General features: G+C 48.5%; 18 protein-coding genes and 1 pseudogene. All 19 read right to left on the reverse strand.

Features of this window, described 5'->3' with window-relative positions:
- Positions 1-617 precede the first annotated feature (617 nt).
- Positions 618-1,091, reverse strand: coding sequence for a pyrrolysine--tRNA(Pyl) ligase large subunit (pylSc, locus tag JL57_RS36410; RefSeq protein WP_366557023.1), 474 nt, complete (start codon positions 1,089-1,091; stop codon positions 618-620).
- A gap of 81 nt (positions 1,092-1,172) precedes the next feature.
- Positions 1,173-1,451: a hypothetical protein gene (locus tag JL57_RS36415; RefSeq protein ID WP_366557024.1), complete on the reverse strand. Its 279-nt coding sequence runs from the start codon at positions 1,449-1,451 to the stop codon at positions 1,173-1,175.
- Positions 1,452-1,689: 238 nt separating this feature from the next.
- Positions 1,690-3,453, reverse strand: a complete 1,764-nt coding sequence (locus JL57_RS13660; protein ID WP_034142600.1) for an aldehyde ferredoxin oxidoreductase family protein — start codon at positions 3,451-3,453, stop codon at positions 1,690-1,692.
- A 205-nt stretch (positions 3,454-3,658) separates the two neighbouring features.
- The gene (locus JL57_RS13665; RefSeq protein ID WP_034142601.1) at positions 3,659-4,357 is read right to left on the reverse strand and encodes an ABC transporter ATP-binding protein; all 699 of its coding nucleotides are present in this window, start codon (positions 4,355-4,357) and stop codon (positions 3,659-3,661) included.
- The gene (locus tag JL57_RS13670) at positions 4,341-5,072 is read right to left on the reverse strand and encodes an ABC transporter ATP-binding protein (protein WP_034142602.1); all 732 of its coding nucleotides are present in this window, start codon (positions 5,070-5,072) and stop codon (positions 4,341-4,343) included. Before JL57_RS13670 ends, JL57_RS13665 begins: the two co-directional genes overlap by 17 nt.
- A complete protein-coding gene (locus JL57_RS13675; protein WP_291300073.1) occupies positions 5,069-6,079 on the reverse strand; it encodes a branched-chain amino acid ABC transporter permease in 1,011 nt (336 codons plus the stop codon). The genes JL57_RS13670 and JL57_RS13675 overlap by 4 nt, the downstream gene beginning before the upstream one ends.
- A complete protein-coding gene (locus tag JL57_RS13680; RefSeq protein WP_034142603.1) occupies positions 6,063-6,938 on the reverse strand; it encodes a branched-chain amino acid ABC transporter permease in 876 nt (291 codons plus the stop codon). Before JL57_RS13680 ends, JL57_RS13675 begins: the two co-directional genes overlap by 17 nt.
- A 65-nt stretch (positions 6,939-7,003) precedes the next feature.
- Entirely contained in the window at positions 7,004-8,227 is a 1,224-nt protein-coding gene (locus JL57_RS13685) for an ABC transporter substrate-binding protein (RefSeq protein WP_034142604.1), read from the reverse strand.
- A 217-nt stretch (positions 8,228-8,444) separates the two neighbouring features.
- Positions 8,445-9,734: an acetamidase/formamidase family protein gene (locus JL57_RS13690; RefSeq protein WP_034142605.1), complete on the reverse strand. Its 1,290-nt coding sequence runs from the start codon at positions 9,732-9,734 to the stop codon at positions 8,445-8,447.
- 81 nt (positions 9,735-9,815) lie between these two features.
- Positions 9,816-10,375, reverse strand: a pseudogene (locus JL57_RS13695) (acyl-CoA dehydrogenase family protein); the annotation flags it as partial.
- A 57-nt stretch (positions 10,376-10,432) separates the two neighbouring features.
- Positions 10,433-11,728 carry an acetyl-CoA hydrolase/transferase family protein gene (locus tag JL57_RS13700; RefSeq protein WP_034142606.1) on the reverse strand — a complete coding sequence of 432 codons (1,296 nt, stop codon included), beginning with the start codon at positions 11,726-11,728 and terminating at the stop codon, positions 10,433-10,435.
- A gap of 61 nt (positions 11,729-11,789) precedes the next feature.
- Positions 11,790-12,407: an isochorismatase family protein gene (locus tag JL57_RS13705; protein WP_034142607.1), complete on the reverse strand. Its 618-nt coding sequence runs from the start codon at positions 12,405-12,407 to the stop codon at positions 11,790-11,792.
- A 47-nt stretch (positions 12,408-12,454) separates the two neighbouring features.
- Positions 12,455-14,236 carry a hydantoinase B/oxoprolinase family protein gene (locus JL57_RS13710; RefSeq protein WP_034142608.1) on the reverse strand — a complete coding sequence of 594 codons (1,782 nt, stop codon included), beginning with the start codon at positions 14,234-14,236 and terminating at the stop codon, positions 12,455-12,457.
- On the reverse strand, positions 14,237-16,288 hold the full coding sequence (locus JL57_RS13715; RefSeq protein ID WP_034142609.1) for a hydantoinase/oxoprolinase family protein: 2,052 nt from the start codon (positions 16,286-16,288) through the stop codon (positions 14,237-14,239).
- 291 nt (positions 16,289-16,579) lie between these two features.
- Entirely contained in the window at positions 16,580-17,440 is an 861-nt protein-coding gene (locus tag JL57_RS13720; RefSeq protein ID WP_034142610.1) for an oxaloacetate decarboxylase, read from the reverse strand.
- 28 nt (positions 17,441-17,468) lie between these two features.
- Positions 17,469-18,755 (reverse strand): SLC13 family permease, encoded by a 1,287-nt coding sequence (locus tag JL57_RS13725; RefSeq protein WP_034142611.1) that lies wholly within the window; start codon positions 18,753-18,755, stop codon positions 17,469-17,471.
- Positions 18,756-18,772: 17 nt separating this feature from the next.
- Complete coding sequence (locus JL57_RS13730; RefSeq protein WP_034142612.1) at positions 18,773-19,264, reverse strand: 3-isopropylmalate dehydratase small subunit; 492 nt, start codon at positions 19,262-19,264, stop codon at positions 18,773-18,775.
- Entirely contained in the window at positions 19,264-20,526 is a 1,263-nt protein-coding gene (gene leuC, locus JL57_RS13735) for a 3-isopropylmalate dehydratase large subunit (protein WP_034142613.1), read from the reverse strand. The genes JL57_RS13730 and leuC overlap by 1 nt, the downstream gene beginning before the upstream one ends.
- A 178-nt stretch (positions 20,527-20,704) precedes the next feature.
- Positions 20,705-21,693, reverse strand: a 989-nt coding sequence (locus JL57_RS13740) for a sigma-54-dependent Fis family transcriptional regulator (RefSeq protein WP_034142614.1), incomplete at its 5' end; no start/stop codon positions are given.

Here is a 21,693-nt window from a genome sequence, read left to right on the forward strand (position 1 = left end):
ATCCCCCAGTCCGGGATCCAGTGGGACTTTAACCCACCTGATGAACGTGCTGCCACGCACGCACTACGGGTACGTCTGACTTCTCCAATGCATAGTTGACCACTTAGAGTACCACTCCTTGCAGGTCAGGTTACCGTTCCACGGGCACTGCGAGATCTCCCGGGGTCATCCTACTTGCCTCCCTGTGAACTCGACCGTCTTAACTAATTTGGCTTTTTCCATTTATCGGGCTTTCTCACATCTTGCAAAGTTACCCACCAAACCAGCCAGCATCGGTTCGCTTTCGCTCCGTTCCACAGTTTGCCTTCAGACCCTCCGGACCCCTCCTCACGGACGACGCCCTGTCTGTTAGCTAGTGCTTCCGAATGGAATCGGCGCACAGAGGAACTTTAATCCTCCAATACAAATAGAACTGCCCGGCGCACAAAAGAGGCCCGGTGTCAAGATCACCGAACCATTTCAAAATCATTCACTTAAACAGCACACAAAGTTTATTTGCTTAATTAACGCAAACAGCGTCACAAGGTCCAAAATCTCACCCAAGCCCAGACCCAAGCCAGAAGAAGTTTCTTGTCTTGGCGAGCTGTAAGGCACTTGTGCTATACCCTATCATATCCTTAGATATTTAAGCGTACTCCGTCAAGATAGGTAAGGCTTCTACCCATACTTTGGACATTTTGAGCTTCTTCCTTCACTTTCAATAAACGTTCCAAGCCAAATCCGATCCCCACCCAAGGATCAAAAATTCCCCACTGATCATCCAGGGTATGGGGTTCCATGGCGCTCGAACCTAACTCGATGCCTTTTACGACGTCCAACGCATCCCCATAAACGACGGAGTTCGTTAATTCCAACTGATAATCTGTAATTCCGGCGGTATCCATAACCAAGGCCGCGAGTTCTTCTAATCGCTGTTGTCTCTGATCTTCTGGTAAGCCTAGTTCTGTCAGGTTGAGCATAGTAAATTCATTCAGATGTAGAGAACCTTGGGATTCTTTCCGATAGCACGTCCCGATCTCAAAGATGCGTATCGGTTTTTCCCATAAACACAATAAATCTTTCCATAGTGTATATAGATTTGGCGCCAGCATCGGACGTAAACAACGCTTGGGATCGAGCCAGAATACCTAGGAAAAGAGCGGATGATCCTCCGAGACCGACATTTTGGCCAATTATCCTTTTGAAATAATCGTTGGAGTTACCACCTGGACGAATCCCTTCTGGGTCAAAGCTTCGACGAGTTGTTGTTCGAGCACACACAAAGATGGTCGTTTCTTAATCTCACGCAGTTCCTGTAATCTGCGTTTACCCCTAACCACCAAGAGGTGTTCCTGTTCCTGAAAGGCATGGTCACGGTCTTGAAGTGACTTAAAACAAATCTCTTGCTGTACTTCACTGGCGTTTAGTTCTTGCAATCTCTGTTTTTGGATCAGCGTCCATGTGATGTCCACTCCGCTTACCCCCTGAATTTTTTGGCGAGGAGTACGGGAGTTTCACCCGCCTACATGAATTTAGAGTCCACGCGATCAATCCGATCTACCCCCCGTGTGTTTACTTCTAATGAAGCATACCTTAATTATTATGCAAATTCAATGCCAATGATCGATGAAGTACTGATTTCATCCTCAATGGATTTGATGGAGATGGAGATGTCTATTTTTGAAAAGCCCAGAATCTTCGTACTGGCTATTAATATAGTATAACGGGTGGTCGTCCTTGACTATCCCACCCTCTTAATTTGTAATATTCGTCGAGCATAAAGTCTAGTTCTTCAACTGTGATAACATCCCGACCCTCGTTCAGCGGTTCCCTGAACATCCGCTTCGGCAGTGTATCCTGTTCCCTAGTCGCACCTTCGCGGAGATTAAAAACCTTTGTTAAAGTTACAATTCTGTTGGCAATCTCTTCGAGTTCTGGCTGGGTATAATCCCAACCGGTAAGTGCTTTTACTAACTGTCTAAGTTCTGGCCAGAGGATCATGTCCCTATAGAAGACACATAGAATTTGCGCATTAAAAAGAGTTAACCTATTTTCAAAATCGATAAACATTTCGGCTTTACCTTGGGTAATGGCAGGATCAATCATCCCACTTAACTCTGCCTTATAAAAGGTTGCGCGCAGATGGCAGGCACCTCTGGTTGATGTGGCATAGGCCAGCCCCATGCCTTTCAGCACCCGGGGGTCATAGCCGGAGGGTTCCAAACCTTTGACGTGGATGGCAATATCCTCAAGATCCCAAACTTTGGCGGCAGGTTTAATCCCTTGGGACAAGATCACCCCTAGACCTCTTACCTTGGCTATATCCACAAGTAAGTCAGCCACCCCCAATGCATCACCGTAACTTAAGTTGGCTTCGACTTTACCACGCAGAACCGCTTCCATAGTAAAGGCAACTAAATTCCCTGCCGTGATCGTATCCATCCCTAAACGGTCACAGAGATCATTTAAGTGGAGGATCTCAGCTAAATCACCGATGCAACAAAGCCCCCCAAAGGCATAAATAGTCTCATACTCTGGCCCTTCTACCTTTAGTCCACTATAGATTCCTTTAGAGACCGTGGTAAGCTTGCCGCAGGCTAAGAAACAAGTGGGACAGGCATTCGGTTTGACCTCATGTTCAGCGAGTAAGGTGTCCCCACTAAGCTCTTTCCAATTCTCATAAATCCCTTTGGACCAGTATTTTGTGGGGAAGGTTTCTGCACAATTCATGGTTTTAACCATCTGGGTGGTGCCGTAAGTTTGATACGCCTTAACCCCTACATTCCCTTTAGCCTTCGCCGTCAGGGATTTAATTAAGTCCTTGAGTAGCTCCGGATCAGCGACTTCTGCCTGGGCTTGACCGTGAAAAACAATAGCTTTAACCTTTTTCGAGCCCATCACCGCGCCCATACCGGTGCGACCGGCCGAACGCCAATAGTTATTTTCGATACAGGCGAACCGTACCAGATTTTCCCCTGCCGGACCTATAACTATGGCCTGAGCTTCAGGTACTCCAACCTCCTCTAAAACCCGATCTTCCGTCTCAAAGGTATCTTTACCCCAGAGATGGTTGGCGTTTCGGAACTCGACCTTGCAATCGGATATTTCTAGAGAAAGCGGCACGTCTGCCGCTCCCTCCAAAATAATCGCATCGTAGCCGGTTTTGCGCATCAGAGGTGCGACCTTGCCCCCGGAATATGATTCGCCATATAATCCTGTTTGCGGTGATTTACTATAGACTCCGTAACGGCTGGAACCCCACATTCCCGTACCTGTAGCGGGACCGGCAACAAAAATTAGCTTGTTGTCCTCTGAGAGCGGGTCAATCCCAGTCCTGACATTTTCTAAAAGCAAGTAGGAACCTAGGCCTTTTCCCCCAAGGTAAGTTTTAAGTATTTCCTCCGGAATCTCCTCAACAATGTACGACCTAGTCGTGAGGTTAATCCTCAAAAGTTTTCCAAAAAAGCCTTTCATCCCGTACCCCCCCATTTACTCTACTCCAACTTACAACTATTCCACAAGGGATTTTGTGTTTACATTATAAACGCACCTGCATAAGCGCATTTCTGAATGAAACAAACAATGACTCGATCTGCTTGTCGAAATCCTTTTAAACACGGGATGCATTGCACCCCAATGTGTGTTGACCTTTTCGTGTACCTGTATAGTTGCGATTTCTTTACATTCCAAGATAAGCCTCTCGAACATGATCGTTTTGCCTCAGTTCCTCTCCTGTTCCCTCCAAGACGATCCGTCCGTGTTCCAACACATATCCGCGGTTGGCGATAGACAGTGCATGGTGCACATGTTGTTCCACCAGCATAATTGTCACTTCATTTTTTATGATATCTAATGTTTTAAATATTTCTTCTACCAAAATGGGAGCAATTCCGAGTGAAGGTTCATCCAGCAGCAGCAGTCGCGGTTGACTCACAAGTCCCCGCGCAATTGCCAGCATTTGCTGTTCCCCACCTGACAGATTTCCCGCCAAATTATGAAAACGCTCCTTCATTCGTGGAAATAAATCCAATACGTAGGCTATAGAATCATTTCGTCCTACTCTGGCCCGTTTATTGTACCCTCCCATTTTCAGGTTCTCTTCCACCGTCATGCTTGGAAAAACGCGGCGGCCTTCGGGAACATAGGCAATCCCCATTCCCGCCATCCGGTGGGCAGGTAGAGTTGAAATGTCTTGGCCGTCAAACATCAACGTCCCTTTTTTCGTCACCAATCCTACAATCGATTTCAGGATGGTGGTTTTGCCCGCTCCGTTTGCTCCGATCATGGATACCACTTCACCCTGTTTCACTGCAAGCGACACGTCCCATACCGCTTGTACATTCCCGTAAAAGCTTTGCAAATTACTGATGTGCAGCATAGGCATCCCCCAAATACGCTTTAATTACCGCTTCATTTTTGACCACGTCTTGCGGATCCCCGCTGGCAATCATTTTCCCGTTTTGCAGCACGACAATCGCTTCGGCTACCGCCATAACCGCTTTCATGATATGTTCAATGATGACAATGGTAATTCCCATCTTCCTGATTGCGCGGATCAACTCGATTGCCTGATCCACTTCCGCCGGAGTCAGACCGCCCATCGGTTCATCCATCAGCAGCAATTCCGGATTTGTCGCCAGTGCCCGAGCCACTTCAAGCCGCTTTAAATTTCCAATTGGCAATTTTCCCGCCATGGTATGAGCAAGAGAACTCAACTGGGTAAGCGACATGATAGCTTCCGCTTTTTGTTGGGCTTCTTTCAGATTTTTGCTTTTAGCGAGCGAAGCGACCATCAAATTATCGAATACGGAAAGTTTGGCAAGCGGTTTTACGATTTGAAACGTGCGGGCAATGCCAAGATGGTTGAGTTCATAGGGTTTTTTTCCCGTAATGTTTTGGCCTTTGAAAGCAACCTTGCCGGCAGTCGGGTCAAACGCTCCTGCGATGATATTAAAACAGGTGGTTTTCCCGGCACCATTGGGACCAATCAACGCCATAATCTGTCCTTTTTGAACTGAAAAGGAGACATCGTCCACCGCCTTGACCCCGCCAAATTGTTTCGTAAGATTTTGCGCTTCCAAAAATCCGGTCATACGGTTTTCTCCTTTCCGATGCCCGAATGGCGAGTTTTCGCAAAAAACCAGCGGTACAATCTTTTGAATCCATCCACAATGCCGCCCGGTAAGTACAGAATGACCATCATCAGCAGAAAACCGTAAATCGTCAAGTATAAAGAAGGATAGGTTTGCAAGGTCGGAATTCCTTTCAGGTACTCTTGCAGCACCACCAAAATGGCTGAACCGACAATGGGACCGGCAATCGTTCCAATCCCGCCAATCACGGTCACAAAAATCATTTCTGTGGATATATGCGTGCTTAAGACCATATCCGGATCAATAAATTTGTTGTAGTATCCGAAAAAAGCCCCTGCGCTTCCGGTTAAAAAAGCGCTGATAAATAACGCGCTGCTTTTATAGCGCGGAGTATGGATGCCCATCGCTTGGGCCGACTCTTCGTTTTCGCGAATCGCGATCATGCTGTAACCCGTTTTGCTTTTCATCAAGTAAGAGCAGAAAAGTGAAAAGAGAGCAGCCAACACTACTGCCATATAAAAGTACTCTTGTTTGCTGGAAATGGGGATGCCAAACATGGTGTTGACACCAGACAATGGCATCCCTTCTCCGCCGTTGGTTATGCTTTTCCAGTTTGCCGCCACAATGCGCATGATTTCAGCCAATGCCAGCGAGCCTAAGGCGAAATATGGTCCCCGCAGCCGAAAAATCAAAGCCCCAATCGGAATCGAATAAAGACCGGCACTCAGCCCGCCTAGCAGCAATCCGAGCCCCATATCCATATGTCCTCTAACCGCCCCAATCATGGCCACGTAAGCACCCAAGCCAAAAAACATAGCGTGTCCGAAGGAAATCTGTCCCGTAAATCCCCCCAGCAGATTCCAGGCTTGACCAAACATGATACTTATGAGGACAATCGTAACCACCGCATAGATATGAATATCGGCAAACATCGGTACTACCAATGCCAATAATCCCGCCAGAATCCCTGTTGTCAAAATTGCTTTCATGTTAATGCCCCTTCCCAAACAAGCCTTGTGGTCGGAACAGCAATACCAATAAGAAAATCACGAGTCCGAACACATCCCGGAAACCCGTTCCATGAGGAACATAGGCGGATCCAAAACTTTCCGTAACTCCAAGGATTAACCCTCCAACAGCCGCCCCCGGAATGGAACCCATTCCTCCTAGTACAACGATGACAAAAGCTTTTACCACAAACAAAGTGCCGATGGCGGCGTAAATCGGGTAATTAGCCGAGAGAATATTACCAGCCACTCCCGCAAAGGCAGCTCCAAGACCAAATGTAATGCCTGAAATGAAAGGAACATTGACCCCCATAATCGTTGCGGCTGTGGGATCTTGGGCGGAAGCACGAATCGCAAAACCCGTATCCGTTTTCATTAGCAACAAGTGAAGCACGAAAATGATGACACCTGTAACCAAGAACCCTGCAGCCATCGCCGCATTTAGTGAAATCCCTCCCACATACCAGACTTTGTTTGCCCAATACAAATTTTCACTGCTCAAACGCAAAAACTTCGGACCGATAAAAGCCGGCAGGGCCATTAAGTTTGCGATAAAAATGCTTGTTCCGGCCGTCAACAGCAACGTGTTTTCTTCACTGGCCCGCAGCGCTTTTTCAACAAAAAGGCGATATAAAAAAAATCCAATCACAAAACACGCGGGAACCGTGATCAATATACTAACAAACGGATCCACGCCCAACTTTGAAAACAGAAGATAACTCACAAACATCCCTATCATGACAAATTCGCCATGGGCCATGTTAATCACACGCATCACGCCAAAAATCAAAGTTAACCCGAGAGCGATAACAGCATATATCCCACCGATCAGAAGACCATCTGCCAATGTCTGCAACATATTCTCCCCCTTGATTCTCCATAAACCTTAAAGGGAGAGGGATTACCCTCTCCCTTGTTTATTAATTATTTCCAACCCTTAAAGGGAACAATTTGTTTTTCCGCATATTGAGTTGGATAAACGGTATAAAGTTTGCCGTCAATCCACTGTGATACATCGGTAATCGCTTTATTTTGATTGGAATAAGAACCAAATTTTTCGAATTTTATATGACCGAAGATGGTATCCATATCCGTTTGCGCCAAGGCCTCGCGAACTCCTTCACGGTCTAAGTTTTTCGTGCGGGACAGGGTGTCTGCGATTACATAAATGGCAGCGTATCCTTCCACTTCGTGTTCACCCGGTTCATGTGCGAATTTCTCCGTGAATTTCTTGTTGAATTCCTGCCACTTCGGATCTTTCTTGTTTCCGTGCCAAGGACCTGCCGTTAAAACCGTATTTGACAATGCGCCTGCCTGTTTTGCAAAACCGATGATCGAGTGACCTGCACCGGTTCCGATAAAGTATTTCGGACTCAAGTTTGCTTCTTTTGCCGCTTTGATCAGTTGTGTGGCATCATTGTCATCGCCTGCCGTCATGATTACTACTTCAGGATTTTGCGCTTTCACTTTCTCCATAACAGGCTTCAGGTCAAGTTCTCCAGCTTTGTATTTTTCGATCGTAACCGGAACTTTGCTTTCCTCAAAGTAGCCCTTTAATCCATATTGATAAGCCGCTTCCCCAAATGCGTTATCGACATTGACGTAGGCAATGGACTTAGGCGGATTTTCTTTGAACATTTTACGTAAAGTCTCTGTGTACATGCCTGATGTGGGATTTAGACGAAACACATACTTTTTGTCCCCAATAGTAGCCAGGTCGGAAGAACCATGTTCAATCAAATAGGGAACCTTGTTTTCTTCGGCTACCGCTGCTTCTTGCAGGGTCACACCTGAGGAACGTCCGCCGATCAAAATCAAAATGTCTTTATTGCTGACGAGTTTTTCCGCAGCCGTTTTCCCAACTGCCGGTTTCTCTTGGCTATCCTCATAGACAATCTCTAATTTTTTGCCTTTAACGCCGCCCTTGGCGTTGATTTCTTCAAGCGCAAGAGAGTAGGCTTGTTTAAACTTTTCGCCGAATACAGCCGAGCCGCCAGTTAACGGCAGGACAGCTCCGATCTTGATCGTTCCGCCGTTCACAGTTGCATTGGAATTTGAACTGCTAGTGACCTCCTTGCCTCCGCAACCCGCGACAATCAAACTGCTGATTGCGGCGATAGAAATTACGGTAAATAACTTTTTCTTCATGATCTAACCCCCTCCGTTCATAAATTAACCTTTAAAAAAGTATACCCATTTTCAAATAACGTCGCAACCTTCGCCTGTTCACCTCCTAAAATATATTTAATGACAAATTTACTATATATTAGGACCAACTAAATTTGATTATACCTTTCGAGCAATAAATGCGTCAATACAATTCTGAATATTAAGTTAATTATCGCGATATTCAATGAGTTAGTTTTCAGTGTCCATATTTCTCTTGATAAATTTCAAGTAAATTTAACTTTTGCAGTATAGAAGCTGGGGTAAGCATCGTGACTTGGACCACACCGGGAAGACGTCCGATTTCGATTGAGCCGGTAATCGTTGCTCTGTTTTTGACTTCAGCAATCGAAAACCCAATGAGAGCGGACATGCGCTCCAAGCCGTTCTGAGTGGCTTTGTTTAAATCTGCCCCTGTACCAAGAACTTGAACGGGGTACATTTCAGTTTCGACTGCGAAGTGATTCGCTTGGGCCAAGCGCTGGGCTTTTACTTTTTCTTCTTCCGAATATGGACGTGCTAAATAAGGCAAGTCTTCAAGGTGTGGGAGAATAAGCGGGCCTTCGAGGGTTAAGCCTTGAATCACCTGAACCTCAAGGATGACTTCAGCGGAAACATCGGTGGTGTGACCAGCAATTTCCCCGTCTCCCATCATGGCGTGAACGTCGCCAACATAGATCCCAGCTTGAGGAACTTTGACAGGAACGATGAGGATCGTTCCCTCCCGCACTTCATTAACATCCATATGACCATCGGTTCGCTTAATAAGCTCTTCCTCCGTGAGAGCGTATTGATGAGGGGCACCCAAGAGAAAACTTCCGAAATCTCCAGCGTTATGGGAGGAGGGAAGGGCAACGGCTGGGCAGGAACCTATGTTTCCAACCATCGGCCGAACTCGGGTGAGCACTCCGGGTATATCCCCTTTAGCCAATAAGTTGGAGGAGTATTGGCAAGATTCGGGGGGAAGGGCGCTGAAATATATGGCTTGTTCGGCTATCTCTTTGGCTTGCTCGGGTGGAACGGTGATCCCAAGGGAGCGTTCTTCGTTAAAAAGCATAGTGTAACCGTTATCGAGGTGGAAGGGTTTGACCGAGGTATGGCATTTGTCACATTTGATAGCATCTTCGCCGATACCTTCAATATAGGTTTTGGGGTTGATTTCACCACAGCCTGGGCAGCGTTTTGCCACAAAGGGATCCCCAACGTAATTTTCTTCAACGAAATTATCCGTACCAGAAGTGGTCGCTAAGGATAAGACATTGATCTTTTTAATTTTGAGGCAAACAGCATCCCCGACTTCTGCACCCTCGACCGCAATTGGATGCGTGACTTCATGACCGCTGGCATAATCCGGTGTAATCATGGCACCCCAGCAACCCGGCGAAACCCGGGCCACAATAGTTCCACCATTAGCAACAGGTCCGAGCATCGGTGCATTCGGGTCTAGAACCCAGGTCATTTTTGAAGTGTGAACAATACGACTGGCCATTCGACGTCCCCCTTTTAATTTGATTGATAAGTATAAAGATATTCTCTTAATTCTTCAGAAGAAAAGTGAATTCCTTCTTGGGGATGCTTCGATCTGGGTCACCATGTCAGCTAATTTGAACTGATTAGCCTGGAATTGGAGATTGGCTTTCCAAATTGGACTCTTTCTTTGGAATATTTCAAGGCTTGTTCATAGGCTCCCTGGGCAATAGCCAAAGCCTGGGAAGTAATTCCAATACGCCCGTAATCGAGGGTCACCATGGCAATCTTAAACCCTTGCCCTTCCTCACCTAGAAGGTTTTCTGCAGGTACTCGTACATTATCAAAAACGAGTTCATACGTAGCTGAGGAGCGGGTTAGCACAGAGACTGGAATGAGCCGATACGGTCACGCCAACGGAGCATCGACCCGGGAGAGTTCTTCGACGGCGATGGCGTAAGAAAGATAATCCGCATCCACACCGCCGCATTTCTCAGGAAAGATAATTCCGGCTAGTCCAAGATCTGCGAGCTTTTCCCAAATCTCGCGAGGAAATTCTTCCTTTTCATCGCGTTCCTCAGCCTTCGGTGCACATTCTTTCTCGGCGAAATCGCGCACCATTTTGCGCATCATGATATGGTCTTCATTTAAATCAAAAATCACTTCTATACTCCTCACATACTAAAAACTTACTTTCATACGACTCTAGCTAGTCTCACTTTACACTAACTTCATCCATCGGGCTTGAGCCGTGAGTTCCGGCCGGAAATCCGGATGAGCGATAGCAATAAGTTCCTGTGCCCGTTGTTTAGCCGATTTGCCGCGCAATTGGGCCACCCCGTACTCTGTGACGACATAGTTGACATCGTTTTTGCTGGTTGTCACAGCGGTTCCAAGGGACAAGGTGGGCACAATTCTGGAGATTGTACCATTCTTGGCTGTCGAGGGTAAGACAATAAAGGATTTGCCGCCTTGCGAACGGTTCCCCGCACGCACGAAATCAACCTGTCCTCCCGTGGCGGAATAAGGTAGCATTCCGAGGCTTTCTGAGCCGCATTGTCCTAGAAAATCGACCTGCATAGTCGCATTGATCGTAATCAGCTTATCGTTTTGCCCGGCTAAAAACGGGTCATTGGTGAAATCTACCGGATGCATTTCCAGCGAAGGGTTTCGATCCATAAACTGATAGAGCTTCTTAGATCCGAGAGCAAAGGTGGCAAGCAATTTTCCCGGGTGATAGTTCTTCTTTTTATTCGTGACGGCTCCGCTCTCAATGAGCGTGAGGATGCCATCACCCAACATCTCAGTATGAATACCTAAATCATGCTTATGTGTCAACTGCATGACAACCGCATCGGGAATCCCTCCGTAGCCAATTTGCAGCGTTGAACCATCTTCAATCAAGTCGGCCACATATCGCCCAATCGCTTCTTGCACCGGCCCGATCTTAGGTAAACCTACTTCTAAAATAGGTTCACTGCTTTCAACGAGCGCTGCGACCTTGGAAATGTGGACATGACAGTTGCCATAGGCGAAAGGAACATTCGGATTGACTTCCAGCACCACTGCTCTCGCTCTGGCTATGGCCGCCATCGTATAATCCGCAGCTAAGCTGACCGCGAAATATCCGTGCTGATCCATCGGGGAGGCCAAGGTGAAGACGACATCAGCAGGAATTAGCTTGCGTGTGATCAGGTCTGGAATCTCAGAAAAATAATTGGGGATGTAATCCGTCCAACCTTCCTGTCCTCCCTGACGTGAAGGGGAACCAAAAAACAGAGCCACATGCCGGACATGTTCAACCGTCTCGCGGTCGAAATAGCCATAGGCGCGCAACGGCAGGATTTGTGCTGTTTTAACGTCGTGGAACTCCCGCCTATGATCGGATAATGTAGTTAGCAGGGTGGGAGGCTCCCCCACCCCTGTCGGAATCATGATAAGATCCCCATTATGCACCTGCTTGATAGCTTCTTCGGGATGAACAAGCTTTTGTCTATAAAGTTCTTGGATTGACATTCCATATTCCCCCATGCATTTTTTTTGAACTTTCTAGCCTCGGCGGGTATCTCCTCAATGTTCAGCCCAATTGTTCCAAGTAAAGTAAAACATCTTGGAGGGAAACAATATCCGCGTACTTGCTCCGCAGGTCAAACAAGTTTGCCTGGTGCGGCCCCTGGGCCCTGTCTCCGACACATTCCTGAGGAATGATGGTCCGAAAGCCATACTGCAGGGAGTCAACGGCAGAAGCCCGGACACAGCCGCTGGTTGTACACCCCGTTATGATAGCGGTGTCAACCCCCTGTCCCGTCAGCAGGGACGCTAGGTTTGTGCCAAAAAAAGCACTGGCGTATTTCTTGATGACCACATGTTCCCCATACTGAGGATCCAGGCGGGGATCTACTTTTACTTCTTCAGAACCGATTTTCAGTACACGTAAAGCGGGCACCTTACGGATGAAGAAGCCGGCATCCTGATAGCCCGGTTCGTAGGCGACTGTTGTAAAGACAACAGTCGCCTTTTTTGAGCGGGCGGCTTCCAGAAGTCGGCGAGTGGCTTCCACTTCCTGAGTAAAATCGGCACCCAGGGGTGAAGCCGGATTGGTGAAAGCATTAATAAAATCAATAACCAGCACAACCGGTTTTTGGCCGAAACCGATTGCTCCGGAAAATCCACTGCCATAGTTTAATTCAGCCAAGCTAACTCACTCCTTACGCACAGTCCCTCATCTTTTTCCTTAATCACTCACGCTTCGTAGTAGCTTGGGCCAAAATCAAACTCCTCGACGGGGCCACGCTCTTTTCTCATTTTTTCCCTTAAGGCATTCGAAGCTTCTCTGTCAACCTCCATTTCCGCTTGGTTTATAATCACGCCATACTCAGTTTCAGCCTTTTCGACCGATACCAACCCTCTGCGCACATCTTTCAGCACGCGCTCGAATTCTCGGTTGAACGGGTCTCCCCAGCCGCCGCTGCCGCCGGTGATAAACAGTATTTGATCTCCTTTTTGCACGGTGATGCCATCCACTTTAGATCCCAGTTCGGTTCTGGTCCCGTCTGTGCGTATGAGAACTTTGCGGGAACAAGAACCGTATTTTCCTCCATTGATTCCCCAGGGATGGATTTTGGCCCGGTCGTCGTGAATGGAAACCTTGCCATCGGTCAAACATGTATTGAGCTTTTCGTTGCAATTCCCGCCACGGTTGTAACCGGCACCGCCCGAATCCTTGCCGGTACGGTAAAATTCAACCAGCAACGGGTAATAAGTTTCCAAGTATTCTGTCGGAATATTTTCGAAGCCCGGCCACCAGGAATGACCGTCAAATCCGTCCCCGTTTGGCCGTCCCGGCAGTCCTCCGTATTGGACCTCCATAAGATGGAAATAGCGTCCTTTTTCGTCATTTCCGGAATAAATGAAATAAGGACTGGTTCCATACCCGGCCGCCGGGCTGCTGGCCGGTGAATTGATCGCCAGGGCACCGCTTAACACATCAAACAGCCGGCTCAAAACGTGGGTGCGACAACCTAAGGCAGAAGGAAAGTTGGGCCGCACCAGGCTCCCTTCAGGCGTAATGACATGCAGTACGTCATAAAAACCGTCATTAAACATGATGGCCGGGTCAAAGGCATTGATCAGGAAGGCTCCGATAAACATTTTAAACATGTTATCGCTTAAATAATAATTGATCGGGCCAGGAGACTGGGGATCCGTTCCTGTCCAGTCGAAATACCCGTGGTCGTCCTGACGCCATATGCTGAGCTTCATTTTAAACGGCCCGTTGCCCAGTCCGTCATCGTCAATATAATCTTCAAAGTTCACCGGTTGGGTAGGGAGAAATTTAACAAGCAACTGCCTCATCATTTGGTTAGTCCGATCGAGCAAAGCTTTCAAAGCCGCCAAATAAGTCTCCCGGCCAAAGCGCTCGCACAATTCCACAACCCTTTTTTGAGCAATCCGGCAGCCCGCAACAAGGGCCATGATATCGCTATAGTTTTCGATAGGGGTTCTGGTGTTGGCCTGGATAATCTGGACAACGGTACTGTTAAGCTTGCCTGCTTCATACAGCTTTACCGGAGGTATGCGGGTACCCTCACCAAATATAGTTTGAGCCGTAACCGGCAAACTGGCCGGCTCGGGCCCGCCAACATCCATAAGGTGGCCAAACATCGAAGCATACCCGACCACCGTATGTTCATGATAGATGGGTAAAATAATCATCATGTCATTGATATGAGAAATCGATCCGTTGCAGCTGTATGGATCGCTCAATAATATGACATCCCCCTCAACAAGACCTTCCCCAAACCTCTGGACGACATCCATCACCGCAGAACCGAAATTTCCAACGACCATTTTCCCTTCCGGACTGGTGATCATGGGAAAGGCGTCATGCTGTTCCCGGATTACAGGGGACATCGCCGCTCTGAACAAAGTGGCTTCCATTTCTTCTTTCACGTTTTTTAAGGCATTTTCCATAATGTCAACTGTAATGGAATCCAATTTAATTTGTTGTGACAATGACTTCATTTATTTACCCTCCCGGTCAATTAAAATATTCATGTATTCATCTACTTCGCCCTTGAAACCCGGCAAAATAAGGGTTGTCGCGTCACTTTGCACCACAATGGCCGGTCCCGGGATCATATTTCCCGGTTCCAAAAGCAAACGGTCATAAATCGGTGTTTTACAAAACTCCCCGTCAAAGTACGCTTCATGCCCGGCGTCAATCACTGCCCTGTCGGCAGCAGTTCCTCCCTTGGCCTTGCGCGGCAGCTCGACATGGGGAGCCAGACCGGTGGCGACAGCACGTAGGTTCACGATCTCCACATCAATGTCCATTTTAAAACCATATAATTGTTCGTGAACCGCCCCAAAGCGCTGACCGATAATATCAGCACCCTTTTCTTTCAATTCGGACAACTCAATGCGAATCGGGATCTCAAAGCCCTGGCGGAAATACCTAGCATCCACTTCATAGCCGATCTGTTGTTTATCCGCCTCGATTCTTTCCTCAACCAGCCAATCCCCAGCTCTTTTTCCTACCTTTTCTAATTCTTCCACTAGGTAATCCGCTTGCACATTGCTTAAGACATCAATTAAAGTTCGGGAGAATTCATTGCGCACATTGGTTTGCAAAAATCCCAGTGCCGACAGAACCCCCGGAGTTGGCGGAACGATGACCGGGAAGGCTCCGGAAAGTATACCCAGGCTATTGGCATGAATGGGCCCGGCACCACCGAGAGCCAGCAAAGCGCAATTTCTTGGATCATAGCCCTTTTCTACGGATACTACCCTGAGGCCGCCCAGCATATTTTCATTGACAATGGAGTGTATTCCTTGAGCAGCCTGATATAAACCGATGTTCAATCTGTCTGCTATCTTTTGCACGGCTTCCTTAGCTTTCTCCAGGTCCAGTTCAAGTTCCCCGCCGGCCAGTTTCCGGGGCAAATAGCCTAACACCAGGTTGGCATCGGTCACCGCTGCCTCGTTTCCTCCTCTGCCGTAACACGCCGGTCCCGGATCAGCCCCCGCGCTCTGAGGGCCTACCCGCAAAGCCCCTGTAATGGGTACGTGGGCGATCGAACCTCCGCCCGCCCCGATGCTGACAACTTCCAGTGAAGGAGCTTTTACCGGAAAAACACCCACTTTGGTCTCGCGCGAAACACGCGGCTCGCCATTTAACGTGAGCGCGACATCGGTTGAGGTGCCTCCCATATCGAAAGAAATCACATTGAGATTGCCGGTCTGGCGTCCGATCAAAGCCGAAGCGGTCACCCCGCCGGAAGGACCCGAGAGCATTGTATTTACCGGGTTGGAAGACGCAGCGTCCACACTCATTAAGCCGCCGTCGGAACGGACGATGCTGATGCGGGGCGAAAATCCATTTTGCTTAACCTTGTTTTCCAGGTTTTTCAGATAACGCTGCATCACCGGACGTACGTAAGCATTCATAACGGTAGTCAGAGTCCTCTCATACTCGCGGAACTCGGGCAAAATATCATAGGAGATGGACACAGGAATATCAGGATTAACCTCCTGGGCAATGTTCCTGATCCGCTTTTCGTGTTCCGGGTTCGCATAAGAATGCAACAAACTGACGGTAAGAGATTCAACCCCTTTGGCATATAGTTCCACAATATCCTGGCGCACCGCTTCTTCATCCAGCGGAACTAAAACCTCTCCCTTGGCATTCATGCGTTCTTTAGCTCCCCGTGTCAATTCCAGATCAGCCAGAGGTTCCGGTTTCTGGAAAGCCATCCAAGCGCTCACAGGCGGTGGCGTCCAGGAGCGTGCCACATGCAGAATATGCTCGAATCCTGCTGTTGTGATCAACCCCACCCGCGCTCCCTTGTTTTCCAGAACAGCGTTGGTGGCCACCGTCATCCCGTGGATGATGCCCCTAATCTCTTCAGTGGAAATGCCAACCTGTTCACATATCTTTTGGATGCCGTTCATTAAGCCGATCGATTGATCCTTTGGGGTTGACGATGTCTTGGCGACATAAATCTTCCCGCTTTTTTCATCCTGCAGCACCACATCTGTAAAAGTACCACCCACGTCAATCGCTACTCTGTACACTTTTTTTACCTCCTAAAAATAGATTTTTTTGACTTATCTGAATTTTGTTCTTAAAAAAATTTGCTCCTTAAAGAAAACTTGGCTGGCGCCAAGCCTTCAGGTGCCGGTGGCAGCCTTAGTTGCACTTATGCTTCCAGAAAGTATGTAACTGAAAGTTATACTTTCTGACTAGTAAAATATAAGCGTCGATGCGCCATAACCCATTGTTTCCTACCACATGAGAATGACAACAAGTTATGGCGCACGAAAACCTGCTTTGCCCGGAAACCTTACTGATTAGCGGCCAGACTGTTATTCCAAAAAGGTCTTTTCCAAAGCCCGCATCCGGGCGACTCCGACCAAGTCATTAAACTGCGGGAATTCCACCATCTTGCTCAAGGAATTAACCGTAGTATCGTCTTGCTTCAACTGTTCCAACAGGTCTGTCATGGCTTTGGTAGCCGCATATAAAGTGGAAACCGGGTAAATGACAATTTTATAACCGATTTGCTCCAATTCTCCCGCGGTGAGAAAAGGAGTTTTTCCTTTCTCCACCATATTGGCCAGCAACGGCTTCTTAATGGTTTTGGCTACTTCCTTCATCTCGTCCACCGACTGAGGAGCCTCAAAGAAAATCACATCCGCTCCCGCTTCGGCGTAGGATTGGGCACGCCTGATACCCTCCGCAAAACCGTCTACCGCCCTGGCATCGGTTCTGGCTATAATGACAAAGTCCTCCGAATGCCTGGCCTGCACTGCAGCCTTGATTTTGGCCACCATATCTTCCCGGGGAATAAGCTGTTTGCCCTCCATGTGACCGCAGCGCTTGGGGAAGACCTGGTCTTCCAGTTGAATCGCAGCAATTCCGGCCCGTTCGTACTCCCGCACGGTGCGCATCACGTTCAACACTCCGCCATAACCCGTGTCAGCATCGGCAATCAAGGGAACTTCGAGAGCCCAGGCCATGTTTTTGGCCTGGATTGCCATTTCAGTCATCGACATAAACCCTATATCCGGCTGGCCCAGCACACTGGCCGAAGCTCCGTACCCGGTCATATAGACCGCCGGAAAACCTGCCATTTCTACCAGGCGTGCCGACCAGGCATCATAAGCCCCGGGCGCGCGGATAATTCCCGGTTGGTTAAGCAATTCACGTAAACTCTTAGCTTTCATAGAATAATATCCTCCTGCAATTTTAAAATTAACGAATAAGACCGGTAGCTACCATGATTAAAGCCAGCACTCCGGCCCCGAAAGGCAAGAATAAGAGCTGTGTAAACAGTTTTTTGCGCTCCTTTTCGTCCGTTACTCCCGTTAGGGCCAAAGCTCCGCCGGAAGAGAAAGGAGAAAAACCGGTAAAGGCTGCGGCGACCGTGATGATGGAGAACAAGACAGCCGGGTTTGCCCCAACTGATGTCGCAATACCGGGGACAATGGGATAAAGGGTGGGCATGACTACCCCCATGGTGCTGGAAAAAAAACTCATAACAGCAGCCACCAGAGCCAAAACAATGGGAGCGCTTCCTAGGGATACATTGCCGGCCATCCAGGCGGCCAACTCTTTAATAGTACCCGCTTTGACAGCCACTTCTATCAAGACTCCCATCCCGCATAGGAGAATAATCGTGCTCCAAGGCACCTTGCTCAGGGCCTCTTTTTCGCTCCCGACCTTAAAGAGCAGAGCTAAAACAGCAGCAATCACGGAAACAAAAGTAACATCCAACTGATTTTTCAGCATGGTTAGCACAGCAATTTGGGGGAAGAAGGAAGCCAGGGTTGATGGTAGTACGACAGCCGCCAGAGCACCGACAATCAAAACCATGTTTATTCTCTGTGCCCGGGTAAAAGCAGGGGGGGTATCCATTTTAACCGGCTTGATTTTATACCCGCCCAGCAATAAATAAGCCAGGACAAAGACGATGGTTTCCGCGAAAAGGGAGTTCCAAAATACAGAGTAAGTGAAGACTTCTGCCTGGGCCACATAACCCGCCTTCTCTATTAACCCTTTGGTAATTCCACCGCCAATACTCAGTTGGGTGAATCCTCCCGCCACCCCGCCGCCAACGACAATAACAGCACCCAGCAGGCGGCTCATGCCCGTCTCCGCGGCAATGGCCATCACCAGAGGAGACAGGAAAACAAAGACAGCATAGGGACCGGGGCCGATCCCGGACATGACTACCGCCAAAAGATAAAGAGCAATAGGCACTAAGAAGGGAAATCTTCTGGCGGCAAAGACCGTCTTGCGCGCGATTTGTTCAAGGGTTCCGTTGGCCACGGCAAAGCCATAGAAGAAAGTAATCGACATGATTAAGAAAAATAAATTAGTCGGCCACATGCTAACAATCTCTTTGACCTTTAGACCCATCATAAAGGCCCCGATCAAATAGCCAAAACCGATGGCAAAAAGCCCAATATTGATGCTGAAATAATAACCCAGAGCAACGGATGCGATAATGGCTGCAATAATTATAGCGGTTAAGCTCATTTTAAACCTCCTCTCTTTTATTCTGTTTCTTTCTTATTTCTGACAAAACCGACCATGCCGCCTGCTCCCATAATCTCCAGCATAAACGGAGGGAAAGGGGCAAACGAATAACTTTCTCCTCGCGTCAGATTCTGAATAATACCTCGCTGGAGATCCACCGCAACCTCGTCCCCTTCTTTGATGGATTCTGCTGCCTCCCTGGACTCCAGAACAGGAAGCCCGATATTGATGGCATTGCGGTAAAAGATGCGGGCAAAGCTCTCCGCCATCACGCAACTTACCCCAGCCGCCTTAATACTGATGGGAGCATGTTCCCTTGAGCTTCCGCAGCCAAAATTCCTGCCGGCGACAAAAGCATCACCCCGGCCAATCCTGGCTGCAAATCCTTCCTCCAATCCTGCCATGCAGACTTTGGCAAGCTCCTCGGGTGTCGAAAGGGTCAGGTACTGACCCGGTACAATGATATCCGTGTCCAGATTGTCACCAAAAACAAAAGCCTTGCCTGCCATTAAACCACCTCCCACGGACTTGCTATTCTTCCCTTGATGGCTGAGGCAGCAGCCACCGCAGGACTGGCCAAATAAACCTCGGAGGAAGCATGCCCCATCCGTCCGACGAAATTACGGTTGGTCGTGGAAACACAACGTTCCCCCTCAGCCAGAATCCCCATGTGCCCGCCAAAGCATGGTCCGCAGGTAGGCGTCGAGACCGCCGCTCCCGCTTCGATGAAAATCTCGATCAACCCTTCCCGCATGGCTTGCCGATATATCTCCTGGGTGGCGGGAATGATCACCGTACGGACGTAGGGGTGCGCTTTCTTCCCTCTGAGAAGCTCTGCCGCCAAGCGCAGATCTTCCAACCTGCCGTTGGTGCAGGAGCCGATAATCACCTGATCAATACTGACATTAATTCCTTCACTGACATTTTTGCTGTTTGAGGGCAGATGGGGAAAGGCCACCTGGGGTTCCAGATCCGTCACATCGTACTCAAAAACCGCTTCATATCTGGCATCGGCATCGCTGTGCCAGAAGCGCCAGGGTCGTTTAGCCCGGCTTTTGACATAGTTTTCAGTTTGTTCATCGGGGGGAACGATACCATTTTTCGCCCCTGCCTCGATGGCCATGTTGCACATGGTAAAGCGTCCGTCCATGGCCAGCTGGCTGATGGCCTCGCCCGTGAATTCCATCGCTTTATAAAGAGCTCCATCGACTCCGATGCGACCAATGGTATAGAGAATCAAATCTTTGCCCGTGATAAAGCGGGGCAGCTTTCCCCGATAAACAAACTTGATGCTCCCCGGCACCTTGAGCCACAACTGTCCCAAAGCCATACCGGCGGCGACATCGGTGCTCCCCACCCCGGTGGCGAAAGCTCCCAGCCCCCCGTACGTGCAGGTATGGGAATCTCCCCCGATCACCACATCACCAGGCACGACCAAACCCTGTTCTGGCAACAAGGCGTGTTCAATGCCCATATTGCCCACGTCATAGAAATGCTCCAACCCGCTGCTGCGGGCGAAATCCCGGCAAACCTTGCATTGCTGGGCCGCCTTTAAATTGGCGTTGGGAGCGAAGTGATCCATGACAAACATGACCCGCTTGTTGTCGTAGACCTGATTATAACCCATCTTTTTTAGTTCAGAAACAGCAATCGGAGCGGTTATGTCGTTGGCCAGCACGACATCCAGTTTCCCGTTGACCAACTCACCCGGTTGCACCTGGGCTTTCCCGGCATGGTCGGCCAAAATCTTTTCCGTGATTGTCATTCCCATCTGAGCTGCCTCCTTTCTTTAATTTCAGATTATATAGATACGCAAAAATCATGCCAAATAAAGAAAAGAGACAAGATGCCGAAAGAAGGCATTTTGTCTCTTTGTCTCTCAAGCCGGAGAAACAACAATGTTTCTCTACTGTTCCGAGTTGTTCCATTGCGTTTCGCTAACGTTTCTGTCAACCGCTCTGATCATTTCTTAGTTTTCTCCAGAGAGTAGTGCGGCCGATGCCCAACCTTTTGGCTGCTTCCGTCTTGTTTCCCCGAACCTCCTTCAATATACGGTTTAATTCACTCCGTTCGCTGCAGGCAGACCTTTCGACGGTTTGATCTTGGAACAGAGATGTTAGCAATTCGGAAAAGCCGGTCCCTTTCGCATACAACACGGCAAACCTTTCCACCATGTTCTTTAACTCCCGCACATTGCCGGGCCAATCGTGCGCGCTAAACATGGGATGTCTGGAAATTGCAAGAATTTCGTCCTGCTTCAAGTCACCGCGTAATTCAGAAAGAAACTTGCCGATTAGCAGGGGAATATCCTCTTTCCGCAGCCGCAATGGAGAGAGGCGCAGTCTCAGCACATTCAGCCGATAATACAGATCCTCGCGAAACCGTTGTTGGATGACCATTTCCCAAAGGTCTCTATTTGTAGCCGCCACCACCCGGATATTGACCGGCAGGATCCGGGTCCCGCCGATGCGCAGCACCTCATGTTCTTCCAAAACCCGCAACAGTCGGGCTTGCAATGGTAAGGGCATCTCTCCGATCTCATCCAGAAAAATGGTTCCTCCGTGAGCCAATTCAAAGAGCCCCGGTTTCCCGCCTTTTTTGGCTCCTGTAAATGAACCCTCTTCATAGCCAAAGAGTTCGCTTTCGAGTAAGTTTTCAGGAAGAGCTGCGCAATTTACGGCCACAAAAGGACGTTTCGCCCTCGGACTGACGTTATGAATTCCCTGAGCAAAAAGTTCTTTCCCTGTACCGGATTCTCCTACGATAAGTACTGTAGAATCACTCTGACCATATAAAAAGGCGTCCTTTTTAACTTCTTGAATCAATTCGCTATTGCCTAAAATACCATCCAAGGTAGTTTTGGCAACAAAACCTTTTTGGTAAATTTTCTGGCGGATCTTTTCTTCAGCATCCTGAATAGTGCCTACATCTTGAAAGG

The sequence above is a fragment of the Desulfosporosinus sp. BICA1-9 genome (assembly GCF_000802135.1).

Bases quoted from the DNA above. Each gene is read 5' to 3' on its own strand.
- pylSc (WP_366557023.1), bottom strand. From the start codon at position 1,091: ATGCTGGCGCCAAATCTATATACACTATGGAAAGATTTATTGTGTTTA.
- JL57_RS13660 (WP_034142600.1), bottom strand. From the start codon at position 3,453: ATGAAAGGCTTTTTTGGAAAACTTTTGAGGATTAACCTCACGACTAGG.
- JL57_RS13665 (WP_034142601.1), bottom strand. From the start codon at position 4,357: ATGCTGCACATCAGTAATTTGCAAAGCTTTTACGGGAATGTACAAGCG.
- JL57_RS13670 (WP_034142602.1), bottom strand. From the start codon at position 5,072: ATGACCGGATTTTTGGAAGCGCAAAATCTTACGAAACAATTTGGCGGG.
- JL57_RS13680 (WP_034142603.1), bottom strand. From the start codon at position 6,938: ATGTTGCAGACATTGGCAGATGGTCTTCTGATCGGTGGGATATATGCT.
- JL57_RS13685 (WP_034142604.1), bottom strand. From the start codon at position 8,227: ATGAAGAAAAAGTTATTTACCGTAATTTCTATCGCCGCAATCAGCAGT.
- JL57_RS13690 (WP_034142605.1), bottom strand. From the start codon at position 9,734: ATGGCCAGTCGTATTGTTCACACTTCAAAAATGACCTGGGTTCTAGAC.
- JL57_RS13700 (WP_034142606.1), bottom strand. From the start codon at position 11,728: ATGTCAATCCAAGAACTTTATAGACAAAAGCTTGTTCATCCCGAAGAA.
- JL57_RS13710 (WP_034142608.1), bottom strand. From the start codon at position 14,236: ATGAAGTCATTGTCACAACAAATTAAATTGGATTCCATTACAGTTGAC.
- JL57_RS13720 (WP_034142610.1), bottom strand. From the start codon at position 17,440: ATGAAAGCTAAGAGTTTACGTGAATTGCTTAACCAACCGGGAATTATC.
- JL57_RS13725 (WP_034142611.1), bottom strand. From the start codon at position 18,755: ATGAGCTTAACCGCTATAATTATTGCAGCCATTATCGCATCCGTTGCT.
- JL57_RS13730 (WP_034142612.1), bottom strand. From the start codon at position 19,264: ATGGCAGGCAAGGCTTTTGTTTTTGGTGACAATCTGGACACGGATATC.
- leuC (WP_034142613.1), bottom strand. From the start codon at position 20,526: ATGGGAATGACAATCACGGAAAAGATTTTGGCCGACCATGCCGGGAAA.